This is a genomic window from Facklamia sp. 7083-14-GEN3 (assembly GCF_024742075.1).
Classification (GTDB): Bacteria; Bacillota; Bacilli; order Lactobacillales; family Aerococcaceae; genus Facklamia.
Map to the genome: position 1 here is coordinate 84496 of NZ_JANSGD010000003.1, position 25281 is coordinate 109776.

Consider the following 25281-nt stretch of genomic DNA (forward strand, 5'->3'; position numbering starts at 1 on the left):
GTAAGGATTATTGTTTATAGTTGAATGAATGTTCAACTATCTCACCGATAATATACCACTGAGGGAAGCCTAAGTCAATTTGATACCTTCTGAATATGGGGCTTTGTTACAATAGGAATGAATATAGAATAAGGAATGTGTTTATATGACGAACGTTTCCATTGAAAAACTTTATAAATACCTGCTAAAGGAAATAGGACCCAGTGGCTGGTGGCCGGCTGATTCCAAGCTAGAAATTATCTTAGGAGCTATTTTAGTTCAAAATACTAATTGGGCCAACGCTGATAAAGCCCTGAAACAATTAAAAAAGCAGACAGATTTAGACCCTCATCGAATACTGGCTTTAGAGAAAAGTCGTCTGCAAGAACTCATCTATTCAGCTGGCTTTTATAAAAATAAGGCGCTGACTATTCAAGCTGTTTTTGAGTGGTTTCAGCTTCAGCATTGGGATTATCAACAAATAGCTAAAAAATATGATCTGAATTTAAGAAAAGAATTACTCAAGCTGCGAGGAGTAGGTCAAGAAACAGCAGATGTTTTATTAGTCTATATTTTTGACCAAGTCGCTTTTATTGCAGATGCCTATGCACGCAAGATATTTTCATATTTAGATCAAAGAGATTATAAAAACTATGGTGAACTTCAGCAAGAAATTCAGATGCCTGAATCTTTTACTTATTTAGAGGCACAAGATTTACATGGCTTGATTGATAACTTTGGTAAAAGATATTTGAAAGACTCACAGGCTATGGAAGAATTAAAAGCAACGCTAAAAGACTAAGTGGGGTTTACTAAGGATGCGATTTAAACGTAAAATTTAAGGCAAAATATTCGGTTCTTAGTGACAAATAGATTATACTTAATAAAAAAGGAGTGGTGAAATGAAAGTCAAAAAGTGGTTACTAATGGCAGCACCCCTTGTTGGTGGATCGATTGTAGGTGGTTTGACTGCCGGAAATGCTAAATCGGATTATGAAAATTATAAACAACCCCCCTTAGCTCCGCCTAAACAAACCTTTGGAATCGTATGGCCCTTGCTTTATACCATGATGGGTGTAGCAAGAGGAATCATCCAAGATACTAAAAACAATGATGCAGCGGTTTTAGCTTACCGCACTCAGCTTGGGCTAAATTATTTATGGTCCTTACTATATTTCAAATTTAAGTTTAGAGGGACAGCTTTAATCGAAAGTTTTGGTTTATTTGCAGCGGTTTTAGTAACGACCATTAAGTTTTACCAGAAAAAGCCTAAGGCAGGTCTATTATTATTGCCTTATCTAATATGGTGTGGTTTTGCTTCTTACTTAAATGGAGGGACACTCTATTTAAACCGTGATCGCGCATCCTATTCTAATGATTAGAAAGGAAGCTTCTGATGAGACTATGGCATCAAGATCTAATTGCTTTGCTACCTAGACAACAATTATTGGGTCAACACCGTGAATGTTGTGCACTAAGAGGGAAGGGGTGGGGAAAGCCCCATGCTACTGTGAATTATGTGTTTAACTATCCTCCTTATAAGTTATATCAATACCATCTATTAGTGATGGAGGAGATGCTTAAAAGAGGCTATCAACCTGATGAGAAGTGGATGAATCCTAATTATCGTGGGAAAGCAGCTTTAGACTATGATAACTTGGAAGAAATGCCTTTAGACTATCCAATTTATTTTGAACATGACGAAGAATATCTGCAAGAATGTCTCGACAATTTAAAAGCTAAAGGCATCGTCCTTTAGGTTAAATAGTTTTTCACCCCTCAAAGAACCCCAGGCTCTTTGAGGGCTTTTATATTTTTAAACACTCAGTCTATTCAGTGGCTCTAAATTATCCTACAATTGGAAGGTAAAAGAAAAGGAGAGGAACAATGAAGGTAGCAGTTTATTGCGGTGCTTCTAGAGGGAACAATCCAATCTACCGTCAAGCAGCGATTGAATTGGGGGAGTGGCTAGCGTTAAATAACCATTCACTAATATATGGTGGGGGAAAAACTGGATTAATGGGTGATTTAGCGAATGCCGTTCTTGAAAAAGGTGGTAAGGTCATAGGTGTTATGCCAAAATTTCTGCTTGAAACCGAGATTGGTCATCAAGGATTGACAGATTTTGTGGTGGTTGAAACGATGGCTCAGCGTAAACAAAAGATGTTGGATTTATCAGACCTTTGTATCGCCTTACCAGGAGGTCCTGGTACCCTAGAAGAAATTATTGAAGCTATCTCTTGGCATCGAGTCGGTCAAAGCTCTAATCCCTGTCTTTTTATGAATATCAATGGTTATTACAATGGGGTGCAAAAATTCTATCAGCAGATGGTTGAAGAAGGTTTTTTGCGAGCAAGTGATTATCAACGGATTGGTTTTTTGACCCATATGGATAAAATCAATCCCTTTTTAAAGCAAATTTACCAAATAGACCAATCTAAGTCGTAAAATTGGCTCTAAAATCAGTCTCTAGTACAAGTTCTTAATCAGATCTTGATGCTAAACTAATTTTATTACTTACAATTAAGGAGATTAATATTATGAAAAATAAACATTCTTTAAAAATAGCACTACTATTAGTTATGTTCATGGCTTTAGCCGGTTGTCAAACCATTGGTGAATTTGTATCGGGTTTTAAGCAAGACTTTATCGGTTTAACCATGACGGTGCAAACCTATGATGAACAAGCGCAGATTATCGATTCCATGACAGGAAAATCTGTTTCGATTGAGCGTGATAAAGAATTTGATTCGCAAACCGCTGAGGGATCAACTAAAGCCGATTCACAAGTTTTAGATATTCAGATTGGTGGGCACACCTTATCCCACGTAGGGTCATCTTTAATTGCAGCTGAAAAGGGTCTTAATGATTTGACCATGGATGTCGATAATCGTTTAGACTTATATGATACTAGGTCCAACCTACCCTTTATTTCTCGCTTACAAGATAATATTGGTCAGACCTTCTTCGGTAAAAAGAAAACGATTATGGTCCGTAGTCAAAATGGAACGCCATTAGCAGTCTATTCAGGCAATAAAGTGTCTTACTTTAAAACAGATGTGCCCAAGTCGACAGGGCTTCTAATCGATGGCAAATATCTCTTTATCTATCGTTGTGATTACACGATTTATGATAATGAGTTATTAGAAAATAACTAGATAGAGTCAACATTCAAATTTAAAAGAGCCATCCCCCAAAAAGGGAATGGCTCTTTTTATGCTTTCCAACCACGCGCATGTTTCATTTCTTGTCCTTGATCATCATATTTTTTTCGCTTACCCGTCAAGTGGTCCATCTCGATAGCATAGATTTGCACATAGTCTAAGGCAGTATTGATGGCCTTATCGACTAATGCATAATGTTGAGGCACATATTTTTTGCCAATTATACGTAAGGCTGTGCGCAGTTCTTTTTCGCTAGTGACTTTTCGAATCTTTCCATATACAATGGCTGACTCAAATTCAGTAGTGAAAACGGTGCGGGCTAGGGTTCCCCATGACTTTGGATCATCAGCAATTGCTTCGATTTCACTTTCACTATATAGATTAGGAACTTGAACTTGTCCGACAAAGGTAACGCAGACTTGCATGCCGTCCTCAATCAATTCAACTTTTTTACCAGCTTTAGCGCTGTGAAAGTATAAAGTTTGATTATTACGAACGATTGAGAGGGGGATGGCATAGGGATAAGGTTGATCAGGGAGGCTAAGAACACCATATTGGGAATGATCAATGACTGTCTCAGCGAAATCTTTGGGCATAGCACGGTCTTGCCGGCGCATGGCTTGATAAATGTCTGACATAATAACCCTTCTTTCTATAAGAGGCAACAGATAAAAGTATTTTTATAAGAAAACATCAGGTACAAGGACCTGATGTTTATATATTTTAAAGATAGTTTATAAATCTTTGAATAGGGTGTCAACAATCTCTTGATTACTTATATTGTGAATGAGATCTTGTGGATAGTGCTTTTCAAAATGATCTTGCACGGCTTTTTTATTGAAGCTAATGCCTTTTAAGGACTCTTCCACTTCACTCAAATCATGCGCACTAAAGAAGTCGCCTTCAAAAAGTAAAGATTGTATCACACCTTTTTCAACTTGGCAGTGCAGTTTGAGTAAACCACCGGCTAAAACCGCTTCATTGACTAAAGAGAACTGAGGGTTGCGACCGAAAACCCAGTCCCAAGATTCAAACTTTTCTTGTTTGATTTTTTGGATGGCTTGTTCATCTTCTTCACTTAGTTGGAAGTAGTTCGGTTGATCACCTAAAATTTCTTTGACCAAAGCGTCTTTAAAGGTTTTTGCATCCCAACCATCCGGACAGTAATTCTTGATATTAGTAGTACGATCCTTAACAGACTTAATTCCTTTAGAGATCAACTTGTGTTTAGCAGGGTTCAGATAACGGGCCATAGCAGACAAGTTGCTATCAAATAATAGAGAACCATGATGCAAAGTGTAGTCTCCTTTGAAGCATTGAGCATTACCCGAAATTTTTTTGCCATGTATGGCTAAGTCATTGCGACTGTTCATTTCAGCCGGAATCGCTAAATTATTCAAGGAGTGTATGATGGACTGCATAAAGCGCTGAAAATCAATATCTTCATGTCGCTTATCTCCTTGAGGGCGCGGTGAAATAAAGCTATATTGCCAGCCACCTTGGTCGGTGAAGATAGTACCGCCCCCTGTATTACGTCGTGTAATGGTGACGTGATCTTTTTCAAGTTCTGGTAAGTTCAATTCGACATATGCATTCTGGTAATTTCCCAGCATGACTGTAAAATCGGTTTGCCAGATCATGAAGAGTTCTTCTTTTAAAGCTTTTTGGGTCATTAAATATTCTTCTAAGGCAAAGTAATAGTTAGGATCGAGTGAATCAGTCGGTAAATATAACATGGGTCTTTATGCTTCCTCTTTGGCTAATTGAGCCACTAAGCTGTTTTCAGCATCAAAGTTATGGTCAACACCGACGGCATCTAAAGATTCATGTGCCTTGTAAGAGCTTCTTACTTGTGGTCCGGAGGCTACGAATTTGAAGCCTTTTTTCATTCCCATTTTATTGTATTTACCAAATTGCTCTAAGGAAATATATTCTTCAAGCTTGTAATGTTTAGGAGAAGGTTGTAAATATTGGCCAATGGTGAAGAAATCGACACCCGCTGCCAGGCTGTCATCCATGGCTTGGGCAACTTCTTCTTTGGTTTCACCTAAACCAAGCATTACGCCTGTTTTTGTGTAAATATGAGGCGCTTTGTCTTTAATATATTTTAAGACTTCAAGTGAGCGTTCATAGGTTGCGCGGTGACGAATTCTAGGAGACAAGCGTTCCACTGTTTCAATATTGTGATTGATAATTTCGGGATTGGCTTCAATCACTGTATCAAGGCTGTTTTTATTGCCAAGGAAATCAGGGATTAACACTTCGATAGTAGTATCCGGACATTTTTCTTTGACGGCGCGGATAGTGCGAGCAAACTGTTCAGCTCCTCCATCTTCTAAGTCGTCGCGAGCCACAGAAGTAACTACCACATGACGAAGGCCTAGTGTTTTACATGCATCCGCTAAGTTGTCAGGCTCATTGATGTTCACTTCTTCCATGTTTCCTGTTAGAATATCGCAAAAACGGCAAGCTCTTGAGCAGTGACTTCCTAAAATCATGAAGGTAGCCGTACCGTTTTTGTAACACTCCCCAAGATTAGGGCAAGTGGCTTCGGCACAAACTGTATTAAGTTGTAGGCTAGAAAGTAAGTTGTTTACTTGATCGACGGATTCATTATCAAAGCGGATACGTGGTTTTACTTGGGTCGATGAAGAGGCAGTTATTTTCATTTAGTCTTCCTCGCTTTCTTCAATAGTAGCAATTAAATCACCAGCAGTTACTTCGTTACCTAGTTCTTGATGGATAGCCAGTATTTTTCCTGAGAAAGGTGCCTCAATCTCATGAACAGCTTTATCTGTTTCCACCGAATATAAAACTTCACCTTTTTGAATGCTTTCGCCAACCTCTGTGGTCCATTCAATAATGACCCCTGACAATACTTTTGAACTTAATTTTGGAAATACAATTTCTTTCTTCAAAATGAATCCTCCAATCAATTAATTTAAAGTTATTTCCTAGGAAATCTCTACGCTCCATTGTAGACATTTCGTTAAAAATGTTCAATACTTTTCACAAAAATTTAATCTAATTCTTACCCTTTAACACAAGTGGATAAAACCTATTATAAAGCTATTTTCTTAATGGTATTAGAGAAGTTCGTGAAAATAATAATAACTTCTGAGCTTTAGATTGTGATAAAACATTCAATAATTTAAACTTGATAATCTATTATAAAATGTGATAAAAATTTATTTTGTGAATGTCTACTTGTGGAATGGTTAAGAATGTTCTATTCTTAATGGAAGATAGAGTGAGATAAGGAAGGGTGCGCATGATAGAAAGTTTAAAATTATATTTTGAAGATCAAAAATCTTGGTGGGTATTTGTATATAACGTTATCTTTGCTTTTGTTTTAGCGGTGCTTGTTATGTTAATGGACGGGCGTTATTGGGGAGATTTAGATGCGCTACCGAGTGTGATGTTAACCAGTCAAAACTTTGCGCAAATGATATTAAGTTCTTTAGCTGGGTCTCTGTTTGCTGTGGCGACTTTTACTTTTGCGACTATGTTGAGTGTGATGTCTTACTATGCTTCTAGTTTTGGGCCACGTACAATTGAAAATTTTCTTTTTCGTAAATCGTCGACTCAAACTTTGGGCATTTATTTAGGCGGTTTTGTTTACTGTTTAGTTTCTTTATTTTTTATGCGTGAATCTCAAGGGGAGTATTTAGTGATGTCAGGTACAGTGGCTTTAATGTACGGGATCACAAGTGTTTTATATTTTATTCGCTTTGTTTTTGATATCTCACAATCTGTTCAACATAATCAGGTCATCAAAGGTTTATTTGAAAGAGCATCAAAGATTATCTCAGAAAACAAAGAGATTTTTGAAGACGCAGAATTCGTGGATCAGTTGCCCTCTATAAAAGGTGCAGCGAGTCAGAGTGTTCAATCTTTGAAACAAGGCTATCTAGATTTTATCGATATTGACCGCTTATTTGATTTAGCAAAAGAATGTAAGTGTGTAATTGTGTTAAAGGTTAGAAATGGTGATTTTGTCGGTAAAGGAGCTGTTTTAGCTGAGGCATATTCTTTGAAGAAACAAAAAGATTGGGAAAAGTTTGAAGAAAAATTAAATCGGTCTTTTATTTTTCAACACGAGCCTTCTTCTATGTACAATCCTGATTTTGCTCTTTCCAAGTTAACGGATATTGCTTTGCGGAGTGCCTCCCCCTCTATAAACGACCCCAACACCATTAGTCATGTTTTTCGTTACCAGTCCATTTTATTAGGGGAATTAGGGCAGGCTCCGGCCAGGTATGCAGTTTATTTAGAAGAAATAGAATTATCTTCGTCACAAACGCTAGAAGTAGGAGTTTGTTATGATTTTTGCCCGTTCCAAAAAATTCTATTTCAAAATTTTGGTCAATTGGTTCAATACATTAATCAAGACGCTTATTTAATACGTGATTTGTATGAAGCCTTATATTTTATTGGCCTCAATTCTTCTCATAAACATCAAGAAGTTATCAAAGGATTTATGACTTACTTATCAAATAAAATAAGCAGTCATTTTGAGTCCGAATATGACCAAAGAATGTTTAGTGAAGTGATGGAGCGTATTTCTATGTTAAGACCTGCGGAAAATGAGGAATAAAGGTGTAAAAAAGTACTTTAATTTGTTAGACTGTTTGTGTGAGCAAAGACTTAAGTTTCTTTAATTAGGCCGATCACATCCAATAGCTTTATTAGCTTTTAATGTGCGATAAACATTATTTTTTTAAAAATGGTACTGTTTGTCAAAAAAAAGCACAAAGGCGTTGAAAACGCTTAAATAATCAGCTAATATAGATTCTATAAGAGTAATTATTAGTGATTTATAATATGGAGGGTGACGAATGAGTAAAAAAACTATTATGTTGGTATGTGGTACGGGAATGTCTACAACCATGTTGGTTAATAAGATGAATAATATTGTTAAGTCCGAAGAGTTGGATTATGAGATTATCTCATCTTCGATCCAAGAAATGGAGGATTATGTTAATAATGAAAATATTGATGTCTTATTATTAGGACCGCAGGTGTCATATTTATCAGAAGGTTTGTCGAAACGTTATGCTCCAAAGAAAATCGTTGTTGATAGTATTGATAAAAATGATTACGGTTTAGCTAACGGTAGAAAAGTGTTGTCTCAAGCAGAATCACTTTTAGACTAAAATGAGAGCAGAGGAAGTACAAGAAATTGCCATGCTAATGATTGCCAACGGAGGCGATGCGCGTAGTCAATCAATGGAGGCTATTCGTTTTGCTAAAGAAGGCGATTTTGATTTGGCACAGCAGAAGTTTGCATTAGCTCAGGAGTCTATCCTAACTGCTCATCAATTACAGACAAAGTTGTTAGTAGGCGAAGCTCAAGGGAAGAGTTCGGAATTATCTTTATTAATGATTCATGCCCAAGACCACCTAATGAATGCAATGACTGTTAATGACATGGCAAAAGAAATCGTCGACTTATATCAATTAATCCAACCGATTCATAAAAATATTAAATAAATAATTATTAAATCCTTCTTATGTTATTTAAGAAGGATTTTTTCTGTTTAAGAAGAGAAGTATTGTCGGCCTTATATTGAAGCTATCAACGATAATTGATAAAATAAAAGATATGAAAATGATAGGAGTGGTTAGATGTTATCTGAATCAATTGGGAAACTAAAAAGACACTATGGCTATTTTATGGGAGTTATCCTTATAACATTTGCAGGGACTTTATTAATTGACAGAATTCTCGGTATGTTTTCTCCGGTTAATAATCAAATAAATCAACTTATTGCGAATGCCAATGAAACGATGACACCGGATCAATTAGCTCAATTAAGTCAAGATGTTTTTAAAGCACAATATACAGGTGTAGGAGGCTTAATAGCCTTAATCACTATGATATTATCGGCTTTCCTACGCATTATGCAAAAAAGATCTTATTTTCAAAAGCTAAATTTTCCTGAAATGCGAATAGCAGATTCAGCTTTCTTTCATACCTCTCCTGTAAAAATCATTACACTTCCGATCAAGTCATTTTTTGCCAATGTCTTGGGTTGGATCGCTGGGTTCTTATTATTAACTGTTTCTGGCTTGATAATTTTTCAACTAAGCCAATATGGGAATACGGCTAGCTTAGTTTCTGTTTTGATATTTATGTTGTTGGCATTGGTCTTAAGCGTGTTTTTAGTGCCTATTTCTTATCTAATAGCTTATGATGTGGAAGGTAAGTATAATTTTTGGGCAACTTTTACTAAAAGTTTGTCTGTCGCTAAAAATAATTTTGGCCGAATGGCAAAAAGCTTAATAGTGATTCTTTTAATCTTTATTGCCTTTTTTATTTTGATAGGTCTTCTAGGCTTCGTTATAATAGATGGACTTGGTATTATTGTTACAGTAGGTTTATTGGTGTTTCTAGCAATCATTGTTTTAATTTTCTGGGTAGGGCCTCTAGTGGAAGTATATATGGTTCAAACCTTAAATCATATTTTTAATAGAGAGTATTAATCTATAGGTTTTCTTAAGTAGAAAAAGGAGTGGTTAGATGTTATCTGAATCAATTGGGAAACTAAAAAGACATTATGGATATTTTATTGGTATAATGGCTATTACTTTTGTAGGTTCAATTTTGGTGGATCAGATTTTAGGCTTGATAGCTCCTTTTAAGAACCCTACAGAAGAAATAGCGGGGATGATTAACGCAAATACATCTCCTGATCAAATGATGCTCATGGTTAATGATATGTTTTCTAGTAAATATACAGGGATAGGTGGTATTATCACGCTTATTTCATTGATGATAACTAGTTATTTGAATATTATGCAAAGTCGATCTTATTTCCAAAAGTTGAATTTTCCAGAGATGCGAATTGTTGACTCTGCATTCTTTCATACATCACCATTAAAAATTATCACACTCCCACTTAAGTCTTTCTTCGCTAGACTATTAGGAAGAATTACGAAAGCTATTGTGATTGGAATCGTTGGCTTTTTAATGATTAATCAAATTTTAGAATTAAGCATGGATGCGCTTTTTGCTGCCCTAATATTGATTGGTGTAATTGTCTTGATTATGGATGTTTTTTTAATTTCTATTCCTTATCTAATTGCATATGATGTGGAAGGTAAATATAATTTTTGGTCAACCTTGACTAAGAGTATTTCGATAGGAAAGCGCCACTTTGGACGCATCTTAAAAACTTTATTTGTAAAATTCATGATGATTTTTATTGTTTTAATTTTACTATCTGTATTAATATACTTATTATCAAATAGCATAGGCCCAATTATCGCAGGTGGTTGGTTTGGATTAATTGTCTTCCTCATTCTTGTTTTGTGGGTAGGGCCTTTAGTTGAAGTATATATGGCTCAAACTTTAAATCATATTTTTAATAGAGAGTATTAAATTGAGGTTTATCTGAAGGAGAAAAAGATGAATATTGAAAAAATAATGGAAATATTACAAAATGATATGAAAGTGGCTGTGCTAGCAACGGTTGACGAAGAAAATAAACCGCATGCGCGACATGTCCACGTCGGGTTAGCGAATGATAAAGGAATTTTTTTCATGACTAACCCTAAGACAAATCTTTACCAGCAACTTCAAGCTAATAAAGCTGTTGCAATGACAGCTATGAAGGAAGAAGATTATCTGATCCAGGTGATTCGGATTGAAGGGCAGGTAAGGGAATTAGGTAAAGAAAAATTAACGGAAATTTTAGGTAATAATCCTTATGTTGAAATGGTATATCCTGATCAAGCGGATCAAGCGGGTGCTCAGGTGTTTCAAATATATGAAGGTAAAGGCTTCTACCATTCAATGACTCAAGGCCATAAGTATGAGTTCGAAATTGGTGGTCACTTAAATAAAATATAAAGTTTTAGCCCTTTGAAAATGTAGCTCTTACATTTTCAAAGGGCTTAACCATATTTTCGATTAAAAATAAAATCGAAAAAATTTCACATCTAAAATCAAAGATAGACGGAGGTATGCTTATTAGAGCAAAAAATCTTTCAAATCTATGGTTTCTATTATACAGCTGCTTAATAATCGCTTTATGTTATTTAATCAGCTGTTAATCCTAACAAATGCTTTAAAAGATTCTCGATTACGCTAGCGATTATAAAGATAAGCCAAGAAATTGCCCAAGCACCACTCATAAACGACCAGACAAAATAAATGACAGTGACTAATGGCCAGTATATATCATCAAATATTTTATCGGCTTTTTTAAGCCGCTCTTTTTGGTAAATTTCTTGAGAGCTAGGCTGTGATGAGAGACCGGATTCTAGTAATTTTTTATAGGTAGATCGATTTCCTCCTAAGTAGATGAAGAGGAAGACAGCACTGGCAACACAAACTAAGAATCCTGAAAGGGTTAAATCAGCTATCCCTTCTGCTACGTTTAAGCTGTCTAAAATGCCAATAGGGATAATGGGCAGAAGAATTAGAGCCGTACCTGCAATAAACCCATAAGTGGCAACTTTCTCTTGGTTTTTCAAATCGCTTTTCAATTGTATTTCTAACATACCAGATAATCGATAGTCACCCTTAGTTAGGTTTTTTGGCTTGCCTTTAAATTGCCTGGCTGTTATATATAGACCGATAGCAATTATGATAGAAAGAATAATGCTGCTAATACCGAGGATATCTGTTATTGTGCTGTTTTCACCCAAGATGCTTTGAAAAGTCAAAAAAATTGATGAGGAAGCAATCATTAAGAAGGTGCCAAGAGCTGTTAATAAATTGGACTTAGTATTGTTTGTAATAAAAGTATTGATTTCTTCTTTTGTGAGTAAGGGATAGTGTGGGAGGTTATTTTTATCTTGTGTTTTTAATTGATAAGCATCAATCAGTTCCTCAAAACTGCCAAATTCGGTAATAACTTTCCCAACGGCTTCATGCTCACTCAGATCGGAATCAATCAGGTCTTGGTATTTGTCTTCCATATTTGCCAAGATTTCTGCTTTAAGTCGAAGCGTTTCTTCATTGACTTCGATCTTATTGAACATAGAATCAAGATAGGTCTTTAGTACATCCATAATTAAGCTCCTTTAATAATATTTTCCACGATTTCTTTGACTAATGCCCATTCTTCGACTTTACCTTGTAAGACTTCTTTCCCTTTTTGAGTTAATCGATAATAGGTTCTCGGACGGCCATTTGTCTTCTGGCCGGGATAGTCTTCGATTAATCCTTCTTTTTTTAAACGATTAAAAACGGAGTAAAGAGTCGTTTCTTTCATAATGTATTTTTCATTGGATAAAAGAGAAATTGTTTTGCCAATTTCATAACCATAGGAATCACTCTCATTTAAAATAGCTAGGACGAAAAGGTCGTTATATCCTCTAAAAATGTCACTATTTGTCAATGAATCACCTCACTCTTTTTACTGCATCTGATAAAGTAATTAAATTATAAAGTAATTACTACGGCAGATAAAGTAGTTTTTAAAAAATCAGACCATAGTCCGAGGTAGATAGTGAGGACACAACTAAAATAAGCGTCTGTCGATAATTTTATCGAGAGACGCTTTGAGTTTATGATTTTTGCTTTGATTTAAAATAGAAATTAAGCTTTAAATAGTAATTGGTGTAATTTCAATGGTTCAATGTATTGGCCGTCTTTATAGACACGCATATTGCCACCGGAGATTTCATCAATTAAGACAACTTCGTCGTTGTTTTGTAAAGTACCAAATTCAAACTTAATATCATAAAGATCAAGACCATGAGTTTTTAATTCATCAGATACAATGGTCGTGATTTGACGAGTAAGCTCAACGGTGCGGTCTACTTGTTCAGCTGATAAAATATCAAGAATGACTAAACCATCTTTAGTAATCGGTGGATCTTGACGGTCATCATCTTTGATTGTGAACTCAACGTATTGTGGAAGGTCACTGCCTTCTTCAATATAATCACCATAGCGACGGAAGAAAGAACCCACTGCTTTTTGACGGCAAATCACTTCTAATCCTTTACCGAACACTTTAGCAGGCTTAACCTCCATTGTACGTTCATCAAGGTTTGCATTAACAAAGTGTGTTGAGATTCCAGCCTGATGGATTTTATCAAAGAAAAATTGAGACATTTCTAAACCAGCACGACCAACGCCTTCAATCGATAGGCCAACAGAGTTCGCCCCAGGGTCAAAGACACCGTTTTCTCCAGTGACATCGTCTTTAAATTTTAAGAGGTAATTTCCATTTTCTAAGGAGTAGACGTCTTTTGTTTTGCCTTTATAAACTAATTGCAATTTCAACACCCTTTCTTATTAACATGCGTTAATTTTAGCACACCCCCATCTTTAAGAGTACGAAAAGTTAGATGAATAAAAGAAATTTAAGCTAAACGTTCGGAAAAAAATACGAACAAATTTTCTGGTCTAGGATGTGACCTGTGTTATAATGAAGTGAATAGTTTTCTAATGGATAGAAAGAAGAGGGATTAATTTGAGTAAAGATAAAATTACCATTAAGGGTGCAAGGACCCATAATTTAAAGAATATAAATATAGAAATACCACGTGATCAGTTAGTCGTAGTAACTGGTTTATCGGGGTCTGGCAAGTCTTCACTAGCCTTTGACACCTTATACGCAGAAGGCCAAAGAAGGTATGTAGAAAGTTTGTCAGCTTATGCGCGTCAATTTTTAGGCCAAATGGATAAACCTGAAGTCGACTCGATCGAAGGCTTGAGTCCTGCCATCTCCATTGATCAAAAGACAACTAGTAAAAACCCGCGTTCAACTGTAGGTACGGCTACTGAAATAAACGATTTTTTACGTTTACTTTATGCAAGAGTCGGAACTCCTTATTGTCCTCGTCACAATTTACCCATTGTTAAGCAATCTGTTGAACAGATGGTCGATCGCTTATTGGAATTGCCAGATCGTAGTAAAATTCAAATACTTTCACCACTTGTAAGAAATCAAAAAGGACAACATAAAAAAGTGCTGGATCAAGTAGCTAAAGAAGGTTATGTTCGTGTACGAGTGGATGGTGAAATATTTGATTTAACTGAAGTTCCCGAACTTTCAAAAAAAGCGAGTCATACAATTGAAATTGTAGTTGACCGTATAGTAATTAAAGAAGGTATTCGCTCACGACTTTACGACTCCGTTGAAACGGCGGTGAATGCTTCTAAGGGTTATTTAGTAGTCGATGTGATTGATGGAGAGGAACTCTACTTTAATGAGCATTATTCTTGTCCATACTGTGATTTTTCTATTGAAGAATTAGAACCAAGACTTTTTTCTTTTAATGCACCTTTTGGTTCTTGCCCGGCTTGTGATGGTTTAGGTGCTCGTTTAACGCCTGATGAAGAATTAATCATTCCTGATCCAACTTTAACGTTGAGTGAAGGAGCCTTTTTACCTTGGGGCAAAGAAGGTTCAGGCTATTATGCGTCTATGTTAGAACAATTTGCTAAAGCTTACGGTATCCCAATGGACCTTCCATATGAAGAATTGACAAAAGACCAACAAGAAGCACTCAAATATGGTCAGCCTAACTTTCACTTTAAATTTACTTTTGAACCGATGCACGGAGGTAAGAAACGAACTGTTGATCAGACATTTGAAGGAATCTTTAACAATGTTGAAAGGCGCTATAATCAAACAGGTTCAGACTATATGCGGGATGTTTTGCGTAATTATTTGCAAGAGTTAGAATGTCCAACTTGTAAAGGTCAACGCTTGAATGAAAAAGCTTTAAGTGTAAGAGTGGCTGATAAGAATATTGCCCAAGTGACAGAATTGTCCATTGATTTGGCAAAAAAACATTTTGAAAGTTTACAATTTGATGAACATGATCTGATGATTGCTCAACCGATTATGAAAGAAATAAATGACCGTTTGACTTTTTTAGATAACGTGGGATTGGATTATTTGACGCTCGATCGAATTGCGGGTTCACTGTCTGGAGGTGAAGCTCAACGGATTCGTTTAGCTACGCAAATTGGTTCGCGCCTAAGCGGCGTGCTTTATATACTGGATGAACCTTCAATCGGCTTGCATCAAAGAGATAATGATCGCTTAATTCATTCATTAATGGAGATGCGTGATTTAGGGAATACTTTGATTGTTGTTGAGCACGATGAAGAGACCATGTTAGCAGCTGACTATCTAATCGATATAGGTCCTGGAGCAGGCGATCAAGGGGGACAAATTGTAGCTGCTGGAACTCCCCAACAAGTGATGGATAACCCCGACTCTCTCACTGGTAAATACCTAAGGGGTGAGAAAGGGATTGTTGTACCTAAAAAACGTAGACAGGAAGATTTAGGTTGGATTGAGGTCAAGGGTGCTCGTGAAAATAATTTGAAAGACATCGATGTTGCCTTTCCAATTGGACGTTTAACTTGTGTGACCGGCGTTTCTGGCTCTGGGAAATCGTCTTTAGTGAATCGCATCTTAAAAGTTGCCTTAGCTAAGCGGTTAACTTCTACTCAGGAAAGACCTGGTAAATTTAAAGAAATCAGTGGGTACGAAGAGTTAGAAAAAGTGATTGAAATTGACCAAAGTCCGATTGGGCGAACTCCAAGGTCTAACCCGGCAACTTATACTTCTGTTTTTGATGATATTCGTGCATTGTTTGCCAATACTAACGATGCTAAAATTCGAGGGTATAGTAAAGGGAGATTTTCTTTTAATGTCAAGGGTGGACGTTGTGAATCTTGTGGTGGAGCAGGTATTAAGAAAATTGAAATGCACTTTTTACCGGATGTTTACGTTCCATGTGATGTCTGTCATGGCGCTCGTTACAATTCAGAAACACTGGAAATTAAATTTAAAGGACAATCGATAAGTGATGTTTTAAATATGACGGTCGATGAAGCGGTGGAATTTTTTGATGCGCATCCAAAGATAGCGCGTAAAATGAAAACAATGCAAGATGTTGGTTTGGGTTACATTCAGTTGGGACAATCAGCAACTACTTTATCTGGTGGCGAGGCTCAGCGAATGAAACTAGCCGCTGAACTTCATCGTGTTTCCAATGGTAAAACACTTTATATTTTGGATGAACCGACCACAGGATTACATGTCCATGATATTGTTAAATTAATGAATGTCATTAACCGTTTAGTAGATGCTGGTAACACGGTCGTTATTATTGAACATAATCTTGATGTGATTAAAACAGCGGACTATATTATTGATATGGGGCCCGAAGGTGGTAGTCACGGAGGGCAAGTAGTAGCTGTCGGCACTCCAGAAGAAATTGCAAAAAAACGCAAGAGTCATACCGGCAAATTTTTAAAAGACATTTTGAAGCGAGATAAAGACAAGGACTTTCAATTATAAAGAGCATAGGCTGGGAAATTAAGTCTTCCGGCCTATGTTTTTTTTATGATAATCGCTATTATGAGAATAGGAATCAGACAATGATTTCTTATAAAAAAATATCAGCCTAGGGACCTATGATTAAATGGTAGCTAATCAGCATAATAGAAGATGAAGAGGGTCAGTATAAATTAGGAGGATCATTATGAACGAGAAAGAAAGAATTATCGAATTAGTTCGACAAAAAATTATATCTATGGATGAAGCGTTAAGATTACTGGAAGCAGGAGGTACAGCAAAAGATTCATTAGAATCTACTGAAGATAGCGCTAAGACAAATGAAATTAAAATTGAAGGTAAAACAGTGGTTAAAGATGACCTCAACCGCATAGTCCGCTCAATGGTAAATCAAGCAGTGAATGCAGGTACAAGTGTAGTGAAAGAAGTTGCTCAAGCAAGCAATCAAGTCGTTAGAGAGGTCAATGATTCGCTGGAAAACCGTAAAGAAACAAATGACAGACCTTCTTTTAAAAAACAGACCAGTAATCAAGTGGAACAAGCTTCTTATCAAGCAAAGGCTGAGGCTTTTGAAACTAAAGGGCAGGCCATTCAGCAAGAAATTGAGGATGTAAATGAGCGACTTCATCAATTTAATGAGGAAAAGATCATTATTCAACAGCGTTTGAGAGAACTAGAAATTCTGGCTGAAATTGAAGAATTGACTGCTGAAATGAAAGAACAAGTCAAAGATTTGACATTGCAAGAAGGATCAATCGACAGTGAAATTGATCGATTAGAACAGCAAGTCGAAGGACTTTATGATCAACAAGAAAATTTATATGAAGAATGTAAAGAAAATCAACAAGCTGACCCAGAATTTAAACGTTTTATTTCTAATTCTACTCAGGTTCTTTCTGAGCAAGCGCATCAATTTAAAGAAGAAGCGAGCAGAGAAGGGAAACGCCTCGGAAAACAAGTGAAGGATCTGATAAAATCCTCACTCAATAATTTCACCACTAAAGATGTTAATGTATCTTTCAATGTGCCTTGGATCAAGAGTCAAACCTTAGACCATACTTTCACTTTTGATGGAGAAGCTTTAACAGCGATTGATTTTAATGTGTTAAATGGTGATTTACAAGTGGAGTTCCATGAAGGCGACGATATTTTAGTAGAGGCTTCTATTAAATTTATCGGTGGACAAGAAAAGCTAACGGTTGACTTGTTCAAAGAAAGAGTTACCATAACTACAATTGAGAATAAATTAGTTTTTCATGTAGATGCTATGAATTTAGCTATGGATGCCAAGATTAAATTGCCTCATAAGCTATATCATTCAATCATTTTGAATACTCTCAATGGGGATATAAGAGTCAAACAAATGGAAGCAGATAATTTAATCATTTCTAGTAAGCGAGGGGATATTCATCTTGCTGATACTAAGGTAGACGAAGTGAATATTGACACTAAATTAGGAGATATAAAACTTAAAAACATCTCTACCGATATATTAGGATTGAACTTAGTCAATGGTGATGTAAAAATCAAAAACTCTACCATTCAAACAACCAGTCTTAAAAACATTAATGGAGACTTCCGGATTGTCGGACCAGTGGGCAATATTAAAGCCAACACGGTTAATGGAGATTGTTACATTACTAAAAAAGATATCGAACCAGCTAATATTTCGCTTTCAGCTGTTCATGGTGACCTTAAAATCAGCCTGTTAAAAGAACAAGCATTCACCGCACAAGGTAAACTATCTGAAGGTGAAGTAAAATATAGAATGTCAGGATTAGACCGTGAGGAAATAATTGATGATGGTAAGTCATTCATTCTCAAGCGTCCAGGGCAGTTAGATAGTCCAGAAGTTCAAATAGATGCAAGCATTACTTTCGGGGATGTTTACCTGAAAGATGGCGATTCTGAGACAGGAAAGGAAGATGTATAATGCAACGATTAACACGCTCATCATCTGATCGCCGTATTTTCGGTGTTTGCGGTGGAATAGCAGAATATTTTAATATTGATTCGACACTTGTGCGCTTAATTTTTCTTATTGCTATGTTTTCAGGAGGAGTAGGTTTCTTTCCTTACGTTTTAATGGCAATCATTATTCCCTATGATTATCAAGTGGGAAAACCAACTATGCATCGTAAAGAAAAGAAATATCCAGGATCTAATTCTAGCCAGGTGATCAAAGATATCACTCCTAAAGATGATGATAACTGGAGTGATTTTTAATTAAGATTACAATATAAAGTAAAAAAATCACATAAGCGAAAGAAATACTCGATTTCGGGGTTTTTCTTCGCTTTTTTTTAATCTTTAAGAGATATAATTTATACTACATAATAAAATTTGGTTTCTATTTTTGAAACAGTTAACCTCTTTACGATTTAGCATAAATGTTATATTTATGCTAAATTTTTTCTTCTAAATTAATTAGGGTTTTAATAAACAATCATCTATTCAGTTTTATTGTTTAAAATAAAATTAAAAAAATAAACTATTTAATAGTCCGCAATCTACAGTGATTATAATCGTTATCTGCCCTCTTAAAATTTGATATAATAAAGTATCATGTAAAGGAGTCTTCCTATGCTTTTGAACCGTTTTCGCTATACCTTCATTTTTTGTGGGCTTATTCAGTACCTTTTGCTTCAGCAAACAAGCCTGAATTGGCTAAATATATCCTTCATGCTAATCTGGATTATTTTGTTACAACTAGGCTGGTTCGTTGCTCAATCGACTAAGTTTCGCAGTATATTATTATTTTTTGCCATGACGTTTGGTATGGGGTTGTCTTATTACAATCATCAACTCTACGTTTTCATACTGATGTTAAATTTAGGGGAAGCAGCATTAAAATATTCGGACAGATATTTTTATGTTACCTCAGTTTTACTAGTAAGTAATGCTGGTATATTAACTTATCTTTATCCCTTCAATTCGAATGTAGTAATGAGCTTGCTATTGTTAGTGACGAGTATTATCTTTTGGCAAATTCGACCTATGATTCAAGAATATTATCGACTTAAAGAGGATTATTATCATCATGAAAAAGAACGCCAAGAACAAATAGAATCAACTAAGCATTTAATGAATCATATTCAGACGATGAAAGACGTATATATTTTAAATGAACGTAACCGTATTTCGCGTGATATTCATGATTCAATCGGTCATGTTTTGTCTACAATTATCATCCAGTTAGGTGCTATTAGCAGTTTGACCCAAACAACTCAGCCTCAAGTTTCAAAGATGAGTCAAGAACTTCGCGAATTTTCATCAAAAGGTTTGCAAGATATTCGCCAAATCGTTCATCAAATGAAACCAGTTGAATTTCAACGGGTAGGATTTTTGGTTAGAATTGAAGAGATGTTAAAGGAATTTGAACATTTGTCAAGAATCCGAGTTTTAATCAATCACAATGAGCCAACGTGGCAATTAAATAACGCCCAAGAAGCTGTCCTGTATCGAGCTATTCAAGAATTTGTAAGTAATACTGCTAAATACGGCCAAGCAAGTGAAATACGCATTAATATGCATTACGCAGATGAAGCTTTAATTTTAAATATGGAAGATGATGGTAAAGGCACAGACCATATTACGCCTCATTTAGGTTTGATGGGATTAGAAGAACGCGTTCATCAAATAGGTGGCAAGGTCAGCTTCCAATCAGCTTCCGGTCAAGGATTTCAAACACGCTTGGTAGTATACAAAGGAGGAAGAAAATATGAAAATTCTCTTAGTTGATGATGAACGACTTATTCGTAGCGGTTTGGCTATTTTATTAGAAAATTTTGAGGATATTGATATCGTTGGACAAGCTGGAAATGGTCAAGAGGCTTATGCCTTCGTGAAAGATAATGAAGTGGACGTGGTCTTAATGGATATTCGGATGCCGGAGGTGAATGGTATTGAAGGCACCCGCTTGATTTTAGCAGAGAAACCACATGTTAAGGTGTTGATTTTGACAACCTTTCAAGATACCGAATATATTGATGAGGCTATGCATTTAGGCGCCAGTGGTTATTTACTCAAGGACTCTAGTCCTAAATCTATTTATGAAGGAATAAAGCTGGCCATGTCTGATAAAATTGTTTTAGATAAGGTGATTTCTCAACAATTTATGTCCAGTTCTAGCGCCAAACTCAATCCTAAAGATTATGATCTCAATGATAAAGAATTGGAAATTATCTGTTGGATTGCTAAGGGACTAAACAATGCAGAAATCGCTGAGAAAATGTTCTTATCTAAAGGAACTATCAAAAATAATGTGTCTTATATTTTAAATAAGTTGGAACTTCGTGATCGAACCCAATTAGCTATTTTTGCCTTTGAAAAAGGTTTAGTGGACTCCAAATTCTAAGTCCTTAAGAATTCATATTTTAACCCCTTCAGGAAGAGGGGTCTTTTTTTATGGCATTTTAGTAAGAAAACCTCTTCATAATTTTATTTTATGGTTAGGAGTGACTTTTGGCACTCCTAAAAATTACTTTTGCGACTAGGAAGTTAGAAAAAGCTTGATAAAATAAAATAAAGTCAAAAGCTGTTTCATAATAAATAAATGCGGTCAATAAGGAAGGGAAATACTATGTCTTATATTGAGGTAAAAAATGTTTTTAAAAAGTTTGGTAAACAAGAGGTGTTGAATAATGTCAGTTTTACGATTGAAGAGGGCGAAAGATTTGGTTTGATTGGGCCTAACGGGGCAGGTAAGTCTACCTTGATCGATATCATTACAGGCTTAATTCCAGCAAACTCTGGACAGGTATTAATTGATGGTATGAACATTCGCCAAGATCGTGTGGAAATTCGTAAGCAGATTGGTTTAGTTCCTCAAGAGATTGCCCTGTTAGAGCAAATTAACGCTAAGGGTAATTTGGAATATTTTGGCTCACTTTATAATTTAGATCGCACTATTCTAAAACAGAGGGTGAATGAAGCTTTGGAGATGACAGGGTTAACCGATCAGGCTAAAAAACCGGTTAAGACTTATTCTGGTGGAATGAAGCGCCGTTTAAATATCGCGGTTGCTTTGTTACACCAGCCACGGTTTTTAATTTTAGATGAGCCGACCGTAGGGGTGGATCCTCAATCACGAAACAAAATTTTTGAATTCGTTAAATTTATGAATGAAGAACAACAAACTACTATTTTGTATACCTCTCACTATATGGAAGAAATTGAAAATCTAACCCAGCGACTTTTTATCTTAGACCAAGGATCACAAGTGGCTTATGGACACCAAGATGACATCAAAGCTATGGTTCAAGATAAGGTCAAATGGATAGTGGAATTTGACAATTTACCTTTGAATATAAAAGAAATTATTGATAATCAGATTCAAGGCATTCATCACCTTACCCAAGAAATGAATCGATTAGAGTTGATGGTTGACCCGAGTCAATTTAACTCTACTGCCTTGTTTCATACCATCGCACAAGAAAAACTTGAGCTCAACTCACTCTATAAAGAACCGCTGTCATTGGAAGAAGCTTTTCTCCAATTAACCGGTAAACGTTTAAGAAATTAAGCGATTTGATGAATTTGAAAGGAGTAGAAGATGAAAAAGTTTCTCAATTATATCACTAACAATTTAAGACTCTATCTTAAGTCTTTTCCTACTCAACTTGCTGTTTATGTGCTTTTTCCGATAATTATATCTATACTAATGGCTTGGTCCATGGGAGGTATATCTGAAGCGGACTCTAGAGATTTAGATATTGATCTTTGGGTAGAGGTGAATGATCAGGGGAATTATGGCAAGTTCTTACTTGAAAGCTTTAATTCTGAACCCTTGTCTCAGTATTTTAATCTGAAGGAGGATGCCTCAATTATTATTACGGTTCCTAAAGGATTTTCTGAAGCGGTTGATGAAATGCCGCTGCAAATCACAGTCAAAGGAGATCCGCGAATGTCAGAAGTTGAGGTGGTTAAGAGTTTTGTGGCTCAATGGCATCAAACCACACTTGATAGTATTTACCTTGATCAAGCAAGTCTAGCCTTAAATCAAGGCCAACAACAAGCTTTTAGCCAGCAATTACAAAAGTTCAACACTATCAATCCAAATGATTTCATCCATAAAAAAGCAATCTCACAGGCCAAACACTTAAATGCCACAGAAACGTATTTAATTTCAGGGTTAATTTACTGTTTGATTATTGGACTTAATTCAGTCGCTAAATTAGCTACTAAGGATGAATTTTCTGGCTTAGTGAAACGCTTAAATATCGTCCCTTTAACAATTGGCGAAAAAACCTTTTTTGATTGGCTGTCAGACAGTCTAGTAATGCTAATAAACACAAGTATTATTTTAGTTTTAATGAGTTTTCATCCTGATATCGATGGGAGCTATTTTGTTCGATGCATTCCTTGGCTCTTTCTCTTTGCTGGATTCTTCCAAGCTATAGGTATGTTACTCGTATCAAGTTTACCTAAATTAGGAATTCAAGCCATCAACCAGTTTATTGCTATATTCTTTATTTTTACTGGACTCTTACCTCTTGGGGATTTGATGGGTGGAGCTGTTCAGGAAGTGCTCTCAAAAAACTGGCTGCAAATTTATATAATGAACCCATTAAGATTTACCATGTTAGGAGAATCGGTTCCGAACGCTAGTACGATTGTAGCTGTCTTTACTAGCTTGACCATCACATTGTTATTAATAACTTATTGGAGAAGACGGCGAAAGGAGCAAGGAAATGAAGCAATATTTTAAACTGACCGCTTTCCATATCAAGAGAATTATGCAAGATCCCAAATCATTATTATTAGTAATACTACCTGTTATACTGACCCTTTTTTTGGGTATCGTTTTTTCATCAGATAATGCACCTCAGCAAGGCGTACATGCTTACGTCAGTCAGTCGACTTTTTTTAATCGAGAAATATACCCCTTACTGAGCCAACCTAATCAAGTAGAAATGCTTGAAGATCGCCTGCAAGCCGAAAAAATGTTAGATCAAGGTACAGTGGCTGTTGTTTATTTCATACCTGAAGATTTTGAAGAAAATGGGCAAATTAAAGCTATTTCCTTAAATGGTGAAATATATAACCAATATGTGGAAGAAGAAATCGTAAGTCTATGGCAAGATCATCAAATACAAGCTTTGTATCAAGATTATGGGATAGCGAGTTTCCAAGAAAAAGTTCCAGAAATCACTCTAGATCAGCAAAAAGACTTTCTGCCGTTTGGAATGATGTTTTCTTTATTTATGATTTTCTACTTTATGTATATTAATGCTTCAATGTTCGCGGGCGATTTATTGGATATGCGCAATAATTGTGTCTTAAAACGTAGTCTTGTGTCTCGTTCTAATGGTAAGGTTATCTTGGGAAGTGTTTTATCTGCTTACGGTTTGATCTTTCTAGTGTTAAATATTATAGCCTTTCTAATCGTAATGCTAGTAAGTCAGTTACCGTTCCATTTTTTTGGATTAGTTGTGGCTTACTTTGTATCGAATATTGTCTTTATTATTGGTTATATCTTATTAATCGTGCGACTATTTAAGAATAAAGAAATGTTATCAATCGCTTCCTTTGCGCTGGCTATTCTTTTCGTAATTGCGCCTCAACTGTTAAAAAACACCAGATTTGAACCGCTTTCGATGCTATCTCCCTTATATTGGATCATGGAAGGTTTGGATTATGCTAACTTCTTTCCTCAGGGTATAATCATTCTATTGATGGGTCTTGTCTTATTCACGGCAGGGTCGTTCAAAATTGAAGACATGGCGAAAGTCTAAATTCCTAAGCCAAGTCATATATTAATGAAAAACATAAATTTCATATAATATCTCTACTAATAAGCTCCTTTCAATTAAAAGGAGCTTATTTTTAATGATAACGTCATTTGCTAGTCAGAAGCTTCTTTCTATGATAACATTTTAGAGAAAAATGAATGGAGGATCGGACCATGGGAAAATATGTGACAGTCCAGAAATTAACAGAAACTTTAGATGTAGAGATTGTCTATGGTCATGAACATGTTGGCAAGAAAATTGTTTCGAGTGAAGTTTCAAGACCGGGACTTATCCTGGCAGACTTCAAAGAATTCTATCCTAGTGATCGGATTCAATTAATCGGTCGAACAGAAATAGCTTATTTAGATACACTTACTAGCCAGGAGCGCATTGAAAAATTTCGCTCTATCTGTCGTGAAGATACGCCTGCTATTGTAGTCGCGCGAAAAATATCAATCCCATCCGAATTGATATTGGTAGCTAAAGAGCGCAAGGTGCCACTACTTTCAGCCCGCTCTCGTACCAGTCGGGTCTTAGCAAATTTAACTAATTATTTAGAAGGGCAGTTAGCGGAACGCTTTTCAAAGCACGGGGTCTTTCTTGAAGTATTTGGAATGGGAGTCTTGTTAACGGGTACTTCTGGAGTCGGCAAATCAGAAACCGCTTTAGAGTTGATCCAAAGGGGTCATCGCTTAGTAGCCGATGATCGAGTGGAGTTTTTTATGGTGGATGAGTTAACCTTAATTGGTGAAGCGCCAGAAATTCTACAAAACTTATTAGAAATTCGTGGTTTGGGAATTGTAGATGTCATGAGTCTTTATGGAGTTTCGGCCATTGTACGTTCAAAAAAATTAGAATTAATCATTGAAATGGTTTTAGATGATGGCCAAATTGAATATGACCGTTTAGGCTCTGGTCAACAATATGACCGGATTTTTGATGTTCAAATTCCGAGAACTAGAATACCGGTAAAAACAGGGCGGAACTTAGCAGCGATTATTGAAGCAGCCGCTATGAATTTTAGAGCAAATAGTATGGGCTTTGATGCCACCGATGCCTTTAATGCCAAATTAGACGCCTTAATTATGTCTAACCGTGAGGTGAATAATGATTAATCCTTTTACC

27 protein-coding genes are annotated in these 25281 nt (G+C 36.0%); 20 read left to right on the forward strand and 7 right to left on the reverse strand.

All coding sequences use genetic code 11. The features are described from left to right. Positions 1-145: 145 nt before the first annotated feature. The 5 genes from NW240_RS06520 (at position 146) to NW240_RS06540 (ending at position 3137) form a co-directional block, all read left to right on the forward strand. Positions 146-781 (forward strand): endonuclease III domain-containing protein, encoded by a 636-nt coding sequence (locus NW240_RS06520; protein ID WP_258436702.1) that lies wholly within the window; start codon positions 146-148, stop codon positions 779-781. Between the two features lie 100 nt (positions 782-881). Next, positions 882-1361, forward strand: coding sequence for a TspO/MBR family protein (locus tag NW240_RS06525; RefSeq protein ID WP_258436703.1), 480 nt, complete (start codon positions 882-884; stop codon positions 1359-1361). A 14-nt stretch (positions 1362-1375) separates the two neighbouring features. Further along, positions 1376-1738: a TIGR02328 family protein gene (locus NW240_RS06530; RefSeq protein WP_258436704.1), complete on the forward strand. Its 363-nt coding sequence runs from the start codon at positions 1376-1378 to the stop codon at positions 1736-1738. A 128-nt stretch (positions 1739-1866) separates the two neighbouring features. Continuing rightward, positions 1867-2427, forward strand: coding sequence for a TIGR00730 family Rossman fold protein (locus NW240_RS06535; protein ID WP_258436705.1), 561 nt, complete (start codon positions 1867-1869; stop codon positions 2425-2427). A 92-nt stretch (positions 2428-2519) separates the two neighbouring features. Continuing rightward, complete coding sequence (locus NW240_RS06540; protein ID WP_258436707.1) at positions 2520-3137, forward strand: DUF5052 family protein; 618 nt, start codon at positions 2520-2522, stop codon at positions 3135-3137. A gap of 56 nt (positions 3138-3193) precedes the next feature. Here the strand turns inward: NW240_RS06540 and NW240_RS06545 are convergent, their stop codons facing one another. The 4 genes from NW240_RS06545 to NW240_RS06560 all read right to left on the reverse strand — a co-directional run bounded on the left by NW240_RS06545 (position 3194) and on the right by NW240_RS06560 (position 6061). Continuing rightward, positions 3194-3781 (reverse strand): pyridoxamine 5'-phosphate oxidase family protein, encoded by a 588-nt coding sequence (locus NW240_RS06545; RefSeq protein WP_258436708.1) that lies wholly within the window; start codon positions 3779-3781, stop codon positions 3194-3196. A gap of 96 nt (positions 3782-3877) precedes the next feature. Further along, complete coding sequence (locus NW240_RS06550; protein WP_258436710.1) at positions 3878-4879, reverse strand: lipoate--protein ligase; 1002 nt, start codon at positions 4877-4879, stop codon at positions 3878-3880. Positions 4880-4885: 6 nt separating this feature from the next. Continuing rightward, on the reverse strand, positions 4886-5812 hold the full coding sequence (gene lipA / locus NW240_RS06555; protein ID WP_258436712.1) for a lipoyl synthase: 927 nt from the start codon (positions 5810-5812) through the stop codon (positions 4886-4888). Further along, entirely contained in the window at positions 5813-6061 is a 249-nt protein-coding gene (locus tag NW240_RS06560; RefSeq protein WP_258436713.1) for a biotin/lipoyl-containing protein, read from the reverse strand. It lies immediately after the preceding gene. A gap of 353 nt (positions 6062-6414) precedes the next feature. Between NW240_RS06560 and NW240_RS06565 the strand changes: the two genes are divergently transcribed. The 6 genes from NW240_RS06565 to NW240_RS06590 all read left to right on the forward strand — a co-directional run bounded on the left by NW240_RS06565 (position 6415) and on the right by NW240_RS06590 (position 10998). Further along, entirely contained in the window at positions 6415-7740 is a 1326-nt protein-coding gene (locus tag NW240_RS06565) for a DUF2254 domain-containing protein (RefSeq protein WP_258436714.1), read from the forward strand. Positions 7741-7981: 241 nt separating this feature from the next. Continuing rightward, entirely contained in the window at positions 7982-8299 is a 318-nt protein-coding gene (locus NW240_RS06570) for a PTS sugar transporter subunit IIB (RefSeq protein WP_258436716.1), read from the forward strand. Between the two features lies 1 nt (position 8300). After that, on the forward strand, positions 8301-8636 hold the full coding sequence (locus NW240_RS06575) for a PTS lactose/cellobiose transporter subunit IIA (protein WP_258436717.1): 336 nt from the start codon (positions 8301-8303) through the stop codon (positions 8634-8636). A gap of 135 nt (positions 8637-8771) precedes the next feature. After that, positions 8772-9629 carry a hypothetical protein gene (locus NW240_RS06580; RefSeq protein ID WP_258436719.1) on the forward strand — a complete coding sequence of 286 codons (858 nt, stop codon included), beginning with the start codon at positions 8772-8774 and terminating at the stop codon, positions 9627-9629. Between the two features lie 37 nt (positions 9630-9666). Then, the gene (locus NW240_RS06585; protein ID WP_258436720.1) at positions 9667-10527 is read left to right on the forward strand and encodes a hypothetical protein; all 861 of its coding nucleotides are present in this window, start codon (positions 9667-9669) and stop codon (positions 10525-10527) included. 27 nt (positions 10528-10554) lie between these two features. After that, the gene (locus NW240_RS06590) at positions 10555-10998 is read left to right on the forward strand and encodes a pyridoxamine 5'-phosphate oxidase family protein (RefSeq protein WP_258436721.1); all 444 of its coding nucleotides are present in this window, start codon (positions 10555-10557) and stop codon (positions 10996-10998) included. A gap of 188 nt (positions 10999-11186) precedes the next feature. Here the strand turns inward: NW240_RS06590 and NW240_RS06595 are convergent, their stop codons facing one another. The 3 genes from NW240_RS06595 to NW240_RS06605 all read right to left on the reverse strand — a co-directional run bounded on the left by NW240_RS06595 (position 11187) and on the right by NW240_RS06605 (position 13380). Next, a complete protein-coding gene (locus NW240_RS06595; RefSeq protein ID WP_258436722.1) occupies positions 11187-12164 on the reverse strand; it encodes a permease prefix domain 1-containing protein in 978 nt (325 codons plus the stop codon). Positions 12165-12166: 2 nt separating this feature from the next. After that, entirely contained in the window at positions 12167-12493 is a 327-nt protein-coding gene (locus NW240_RS06600; RefSeq protein ID WP_258436724.1) for a PadR family transcriptional regulator, read from the reverse strand. Between the two features lie 200 nt (positions 12494-12693). Further along, complete coding sequence (locus NW240_RS06605; RefSeq protein WP_258436725.1) at positions 12694-13380, reverse strand: phosphoribosylaminoimidazolesuccinocarboxamide synthase; 687 nt, start codon at positions 13378-13380, stop codon at positions 12694-12696. Between the two features lie 196 nt (positions 13381-13576). On the opposite strand from NW240_RS06605, the gene uvrA reads away from it, so the two are divergent. The 9 genes from uvrA (at position 13577) to hprK (ending at position 25271) form a co-directional block, all read left to right on the forward strand. Continuing rightward, positions 13577-16426, forward strand: coding sequence for an excinuclease ABC subunit UvrA (gene uvrA, locus NW240_RS06610; protein ID WP_258436726.1), 2850 nt, complete (start codon positions 13577-13579; stop codon positions 16424-16426). Between the two features lie 184 nt (positions 16427-16610). After that, positions 16611-18356: a DUF4097 family beta strand repeat-containing protein gene (locus tag NW240_RS06615; protein ID WP_258436727.1), complete on the forward strand. Its 1746-nt coding sequence runs from the start codon at positions 16611-16613 to the stop codon at positions 18354-18356. Further along, positions 18356-18649: a PspC domain-containing protein gene (locus NW240_RS06620; protein ID WP_258436729.1), complete on the forward strand. Its 294-nt coding sequence runs from the start codon at positions 18356-18358 to the stop codon at positions 18647-18649. Before NW240_RS06615 ends, NW240_RS06620 begins: the two co-directional genes overlap by 1 nt. 456 nt (positions 18650-19105) lie before the next feature. After that, positions 19106-20164, forward strand: a complete 1059-nt coding sequence (locus NW240_RS06625) for a sensor histidine kinase (RefSeq protein WP_258436731.1) — start codon at positions 19106-19108, stop codon at positions 20162-20164. Continuing rightward, positions 20145-20780 (forward strand): response regulator transcription factor, encoded by a 636-nt coding sequence (locus tag NW240_RS06630; protein WP_258436732.1) that lies wholly within the window; start codon positions 20145-20147, stop codon positions 20778-20780. The genes NW240_RS06625 and NW240_RS06630 overlap by 20 nt, the downstream gene beginning before the upstream one ends. A 225-nt stretch (positions 20781-21005) precedes the next feature. Continuing rightward, entirely contained in the window at positions 21006-21947 is a 942-nt protein-coding gene (locus NW240_RS06635) for an ABC transporter ATP-binding protein (RefSeq protein WP_258436735.1), read from the forward strand. A 30-nt stretch (positions 21948-21977) separates the two neighbouring features. Then, positions 21978-23132 carry an ABC transporter permease gene (locus tag NW240_RS06640; RefSeq protein WP_258436736.1) on the forward strand — a complete coding sequence of 385 codons (1155 nt, stop codon included), beginning with the start codon at positions 21978-21980 and terminating at the stop codon, positions 23130-23132. Continuing rightward, positions 23116-24159: an ABC transporter permease gene (locus NW240_RS06645; protein WP_258436738.1), complete on the forward strand. Its 1044-nt coding sequence runs from the start codon at positions 23116-23118 to the stop codon at positions 24157-24159. The genes NW240_RS06640 and NW240_RS06645 overlap by 17 nt, the downstream gene beginning before the upstream one ends. Positions 24160-24329: 170 nt before the next feature. Next, positions 24330-25271 carry an HPr(Ser) kinase/phosphatase gene (hprK, locus tag NW240_RS06650; RefSeq protein WP_258436739.1) on the forward strand — a complete coding sequence of 314 codons (942 nt, stop codon included), beginning with the start codon at positions 24330-24332 and terminating at the stop codon, positions 25269-25271. Positions 25272-25281 lie beyond the last annotated feature (10 nt).

Bases quoted from the DNA above. Each gene is read 5' to 3' on its own strand.
- NW240_RS06550 (WP_258436710.1), bottom strand. From the start codon at position 4,879: ATGTTATATTTACCGACTGATTCACTCGATCCTAACTATTACTTTGCC.
- NW240_RS06585 (WP_258436720.1), top strand. From the start codon at position 9,667: ATGTTATCTGAATCAATTGGGAAACTAAAAAGACATTATGGATATTTT.
- NW240_RS06620 (WP_258436729.1), top strand. From the start codon at position 18,356: ATGCAACGATTAACACGCTCATCATCTGATCGCCGTATTTTCGGTGTT.
- lipA (WP_258436712.1), bottom strand. From the start codon at position 5,812: ATGAAAATAACTGCCTCTTCATCGACCCAAGTAAAACCACGTATCCGC.
- NW240_RS06580 (WP_258436719.1), top strand. From the start codon at position 8,772: ATGTTATCTGAATCAATTGGGAAACTAAAAAGACACTATGGCTATTTT.
- NW240_RS06530 (WP_258436704.1), top strand. From the start codon at position 1,376: ATGAGACTATGGCATCAAGATCTAATTGCTTTGCTACCTAGACAACAA.
- NW240_RS06525 (WP_258436703.1), top strand. From the start codon at position 882: ATGAAAGTCAAAAAGTGGTTACTAATGGCAGCACCCCTTGTTGGTGGA.
- NW240_RS06615 (WP_258436727.1), top strand. From the start codon at position 16,611: ATGAACGAGAAAGAAAGAATTATCGAATTAGTTCGACAAAAAATTATA.
- NW240_RS06640 (WP_258436736.1), top strand. From the start codon at position 21,978: ATGAAAAAGTTTCTCAATTATATCACTAACAATTTAAGACTCTATCTT.
- NW240_RS06540 (WP_258436707.1), top strand. From the start codon at position 2,520: ATGAAAAATAAACATTCTTTAAAAATAGCACTACTATTAGTTATGTTC.
- NW240_RS06570 (WP_258436716.1), top strand. From the start codon at position 7,982: ATGAGTAAAAAAACTATTATGTTGGTATGTGGTACGGGAATGTCTACA.
- hprK (WP_258436739.1), top strand. From the start codon at position 24,330: ATGGGAAAATATGTGACAGTCCAGAAATTAACAGAAACTTTAGATGTA.
- NW240_RS06630 (WP_258436732.1), top strand. From the start codon at position 20,145: ATGAAAATTCTCTTAGTTGATGATGAACGACTTATTCGTAGCGGTTTG.
- NW240_RS06625 (WP_258436731.1), top strand. From the start codon at position 19,106: ATGCTAATCTGGATTATTTTGTTACAACTAGGCTGGTTCGTTGCTCAA.
- NW240_RS06590 (WP_258436721.1), top strand. From the start codon at position 10,555: ATGAATATTGAAAAAATAATGGAAATATTACAAAATGATATGAAAGTG.
- NW240_RS06545 (WP_258436708.1), bottom strand. From the start codon at position 3,781: ATGTCAGACATTTATCAAGCCATGCGCCGGCAAGACCGTGCTATGCCC.
- NW240_RS06575 (WP_258436717.1), top strand. From the start codon at position 8,301: ATGAGAGCAGAGGAAGTACAAGAAATTGCCATGCTAATGATTGCCAAC.
- NW240_RS06595 (WP_258436722.1), bottom strand. From the start codon at position 12,164: ATGGATGTACTAAAGACCTATCTTGATTCTATGTTCAATAAGATCGAA.
- NW240_RS06535 (WP_258436705.1), top strand. From the start codon at position 1,867: ATGAAGGTAGCAGTTTATTGCGGTGCTTCTAGAGGGAACAATCCAATC.
- NW240_RS06635 (WP_258436735.1), top strand. From the start codon at position 21,006: ATGTCTTATATTGAGGTAAAAAATGTTTTTAAAAAGTTTGGTAAACAA.
- NW240_RS06520 (WP_258436702.1), top strand. From the start codon at position 146: ATGACGAACGTTTCCATTGAAAAACTTTATAAATACCTGCTAAAGGAA.
- NW240_RS06645 (WP_258436738.1), top strand. From the start codon at position 23,116: ATGAAGCAATATTTTAAACTGACCGCTTTCCATATCAAGAGAATTATG.
- NW240_RS06565 (WP_258436714.1), top strand. From the start codon at position 6,415: ATGATAGAAAGTTTAAAATTATATTTTGAAGATCAAAAATCTTGGTGG.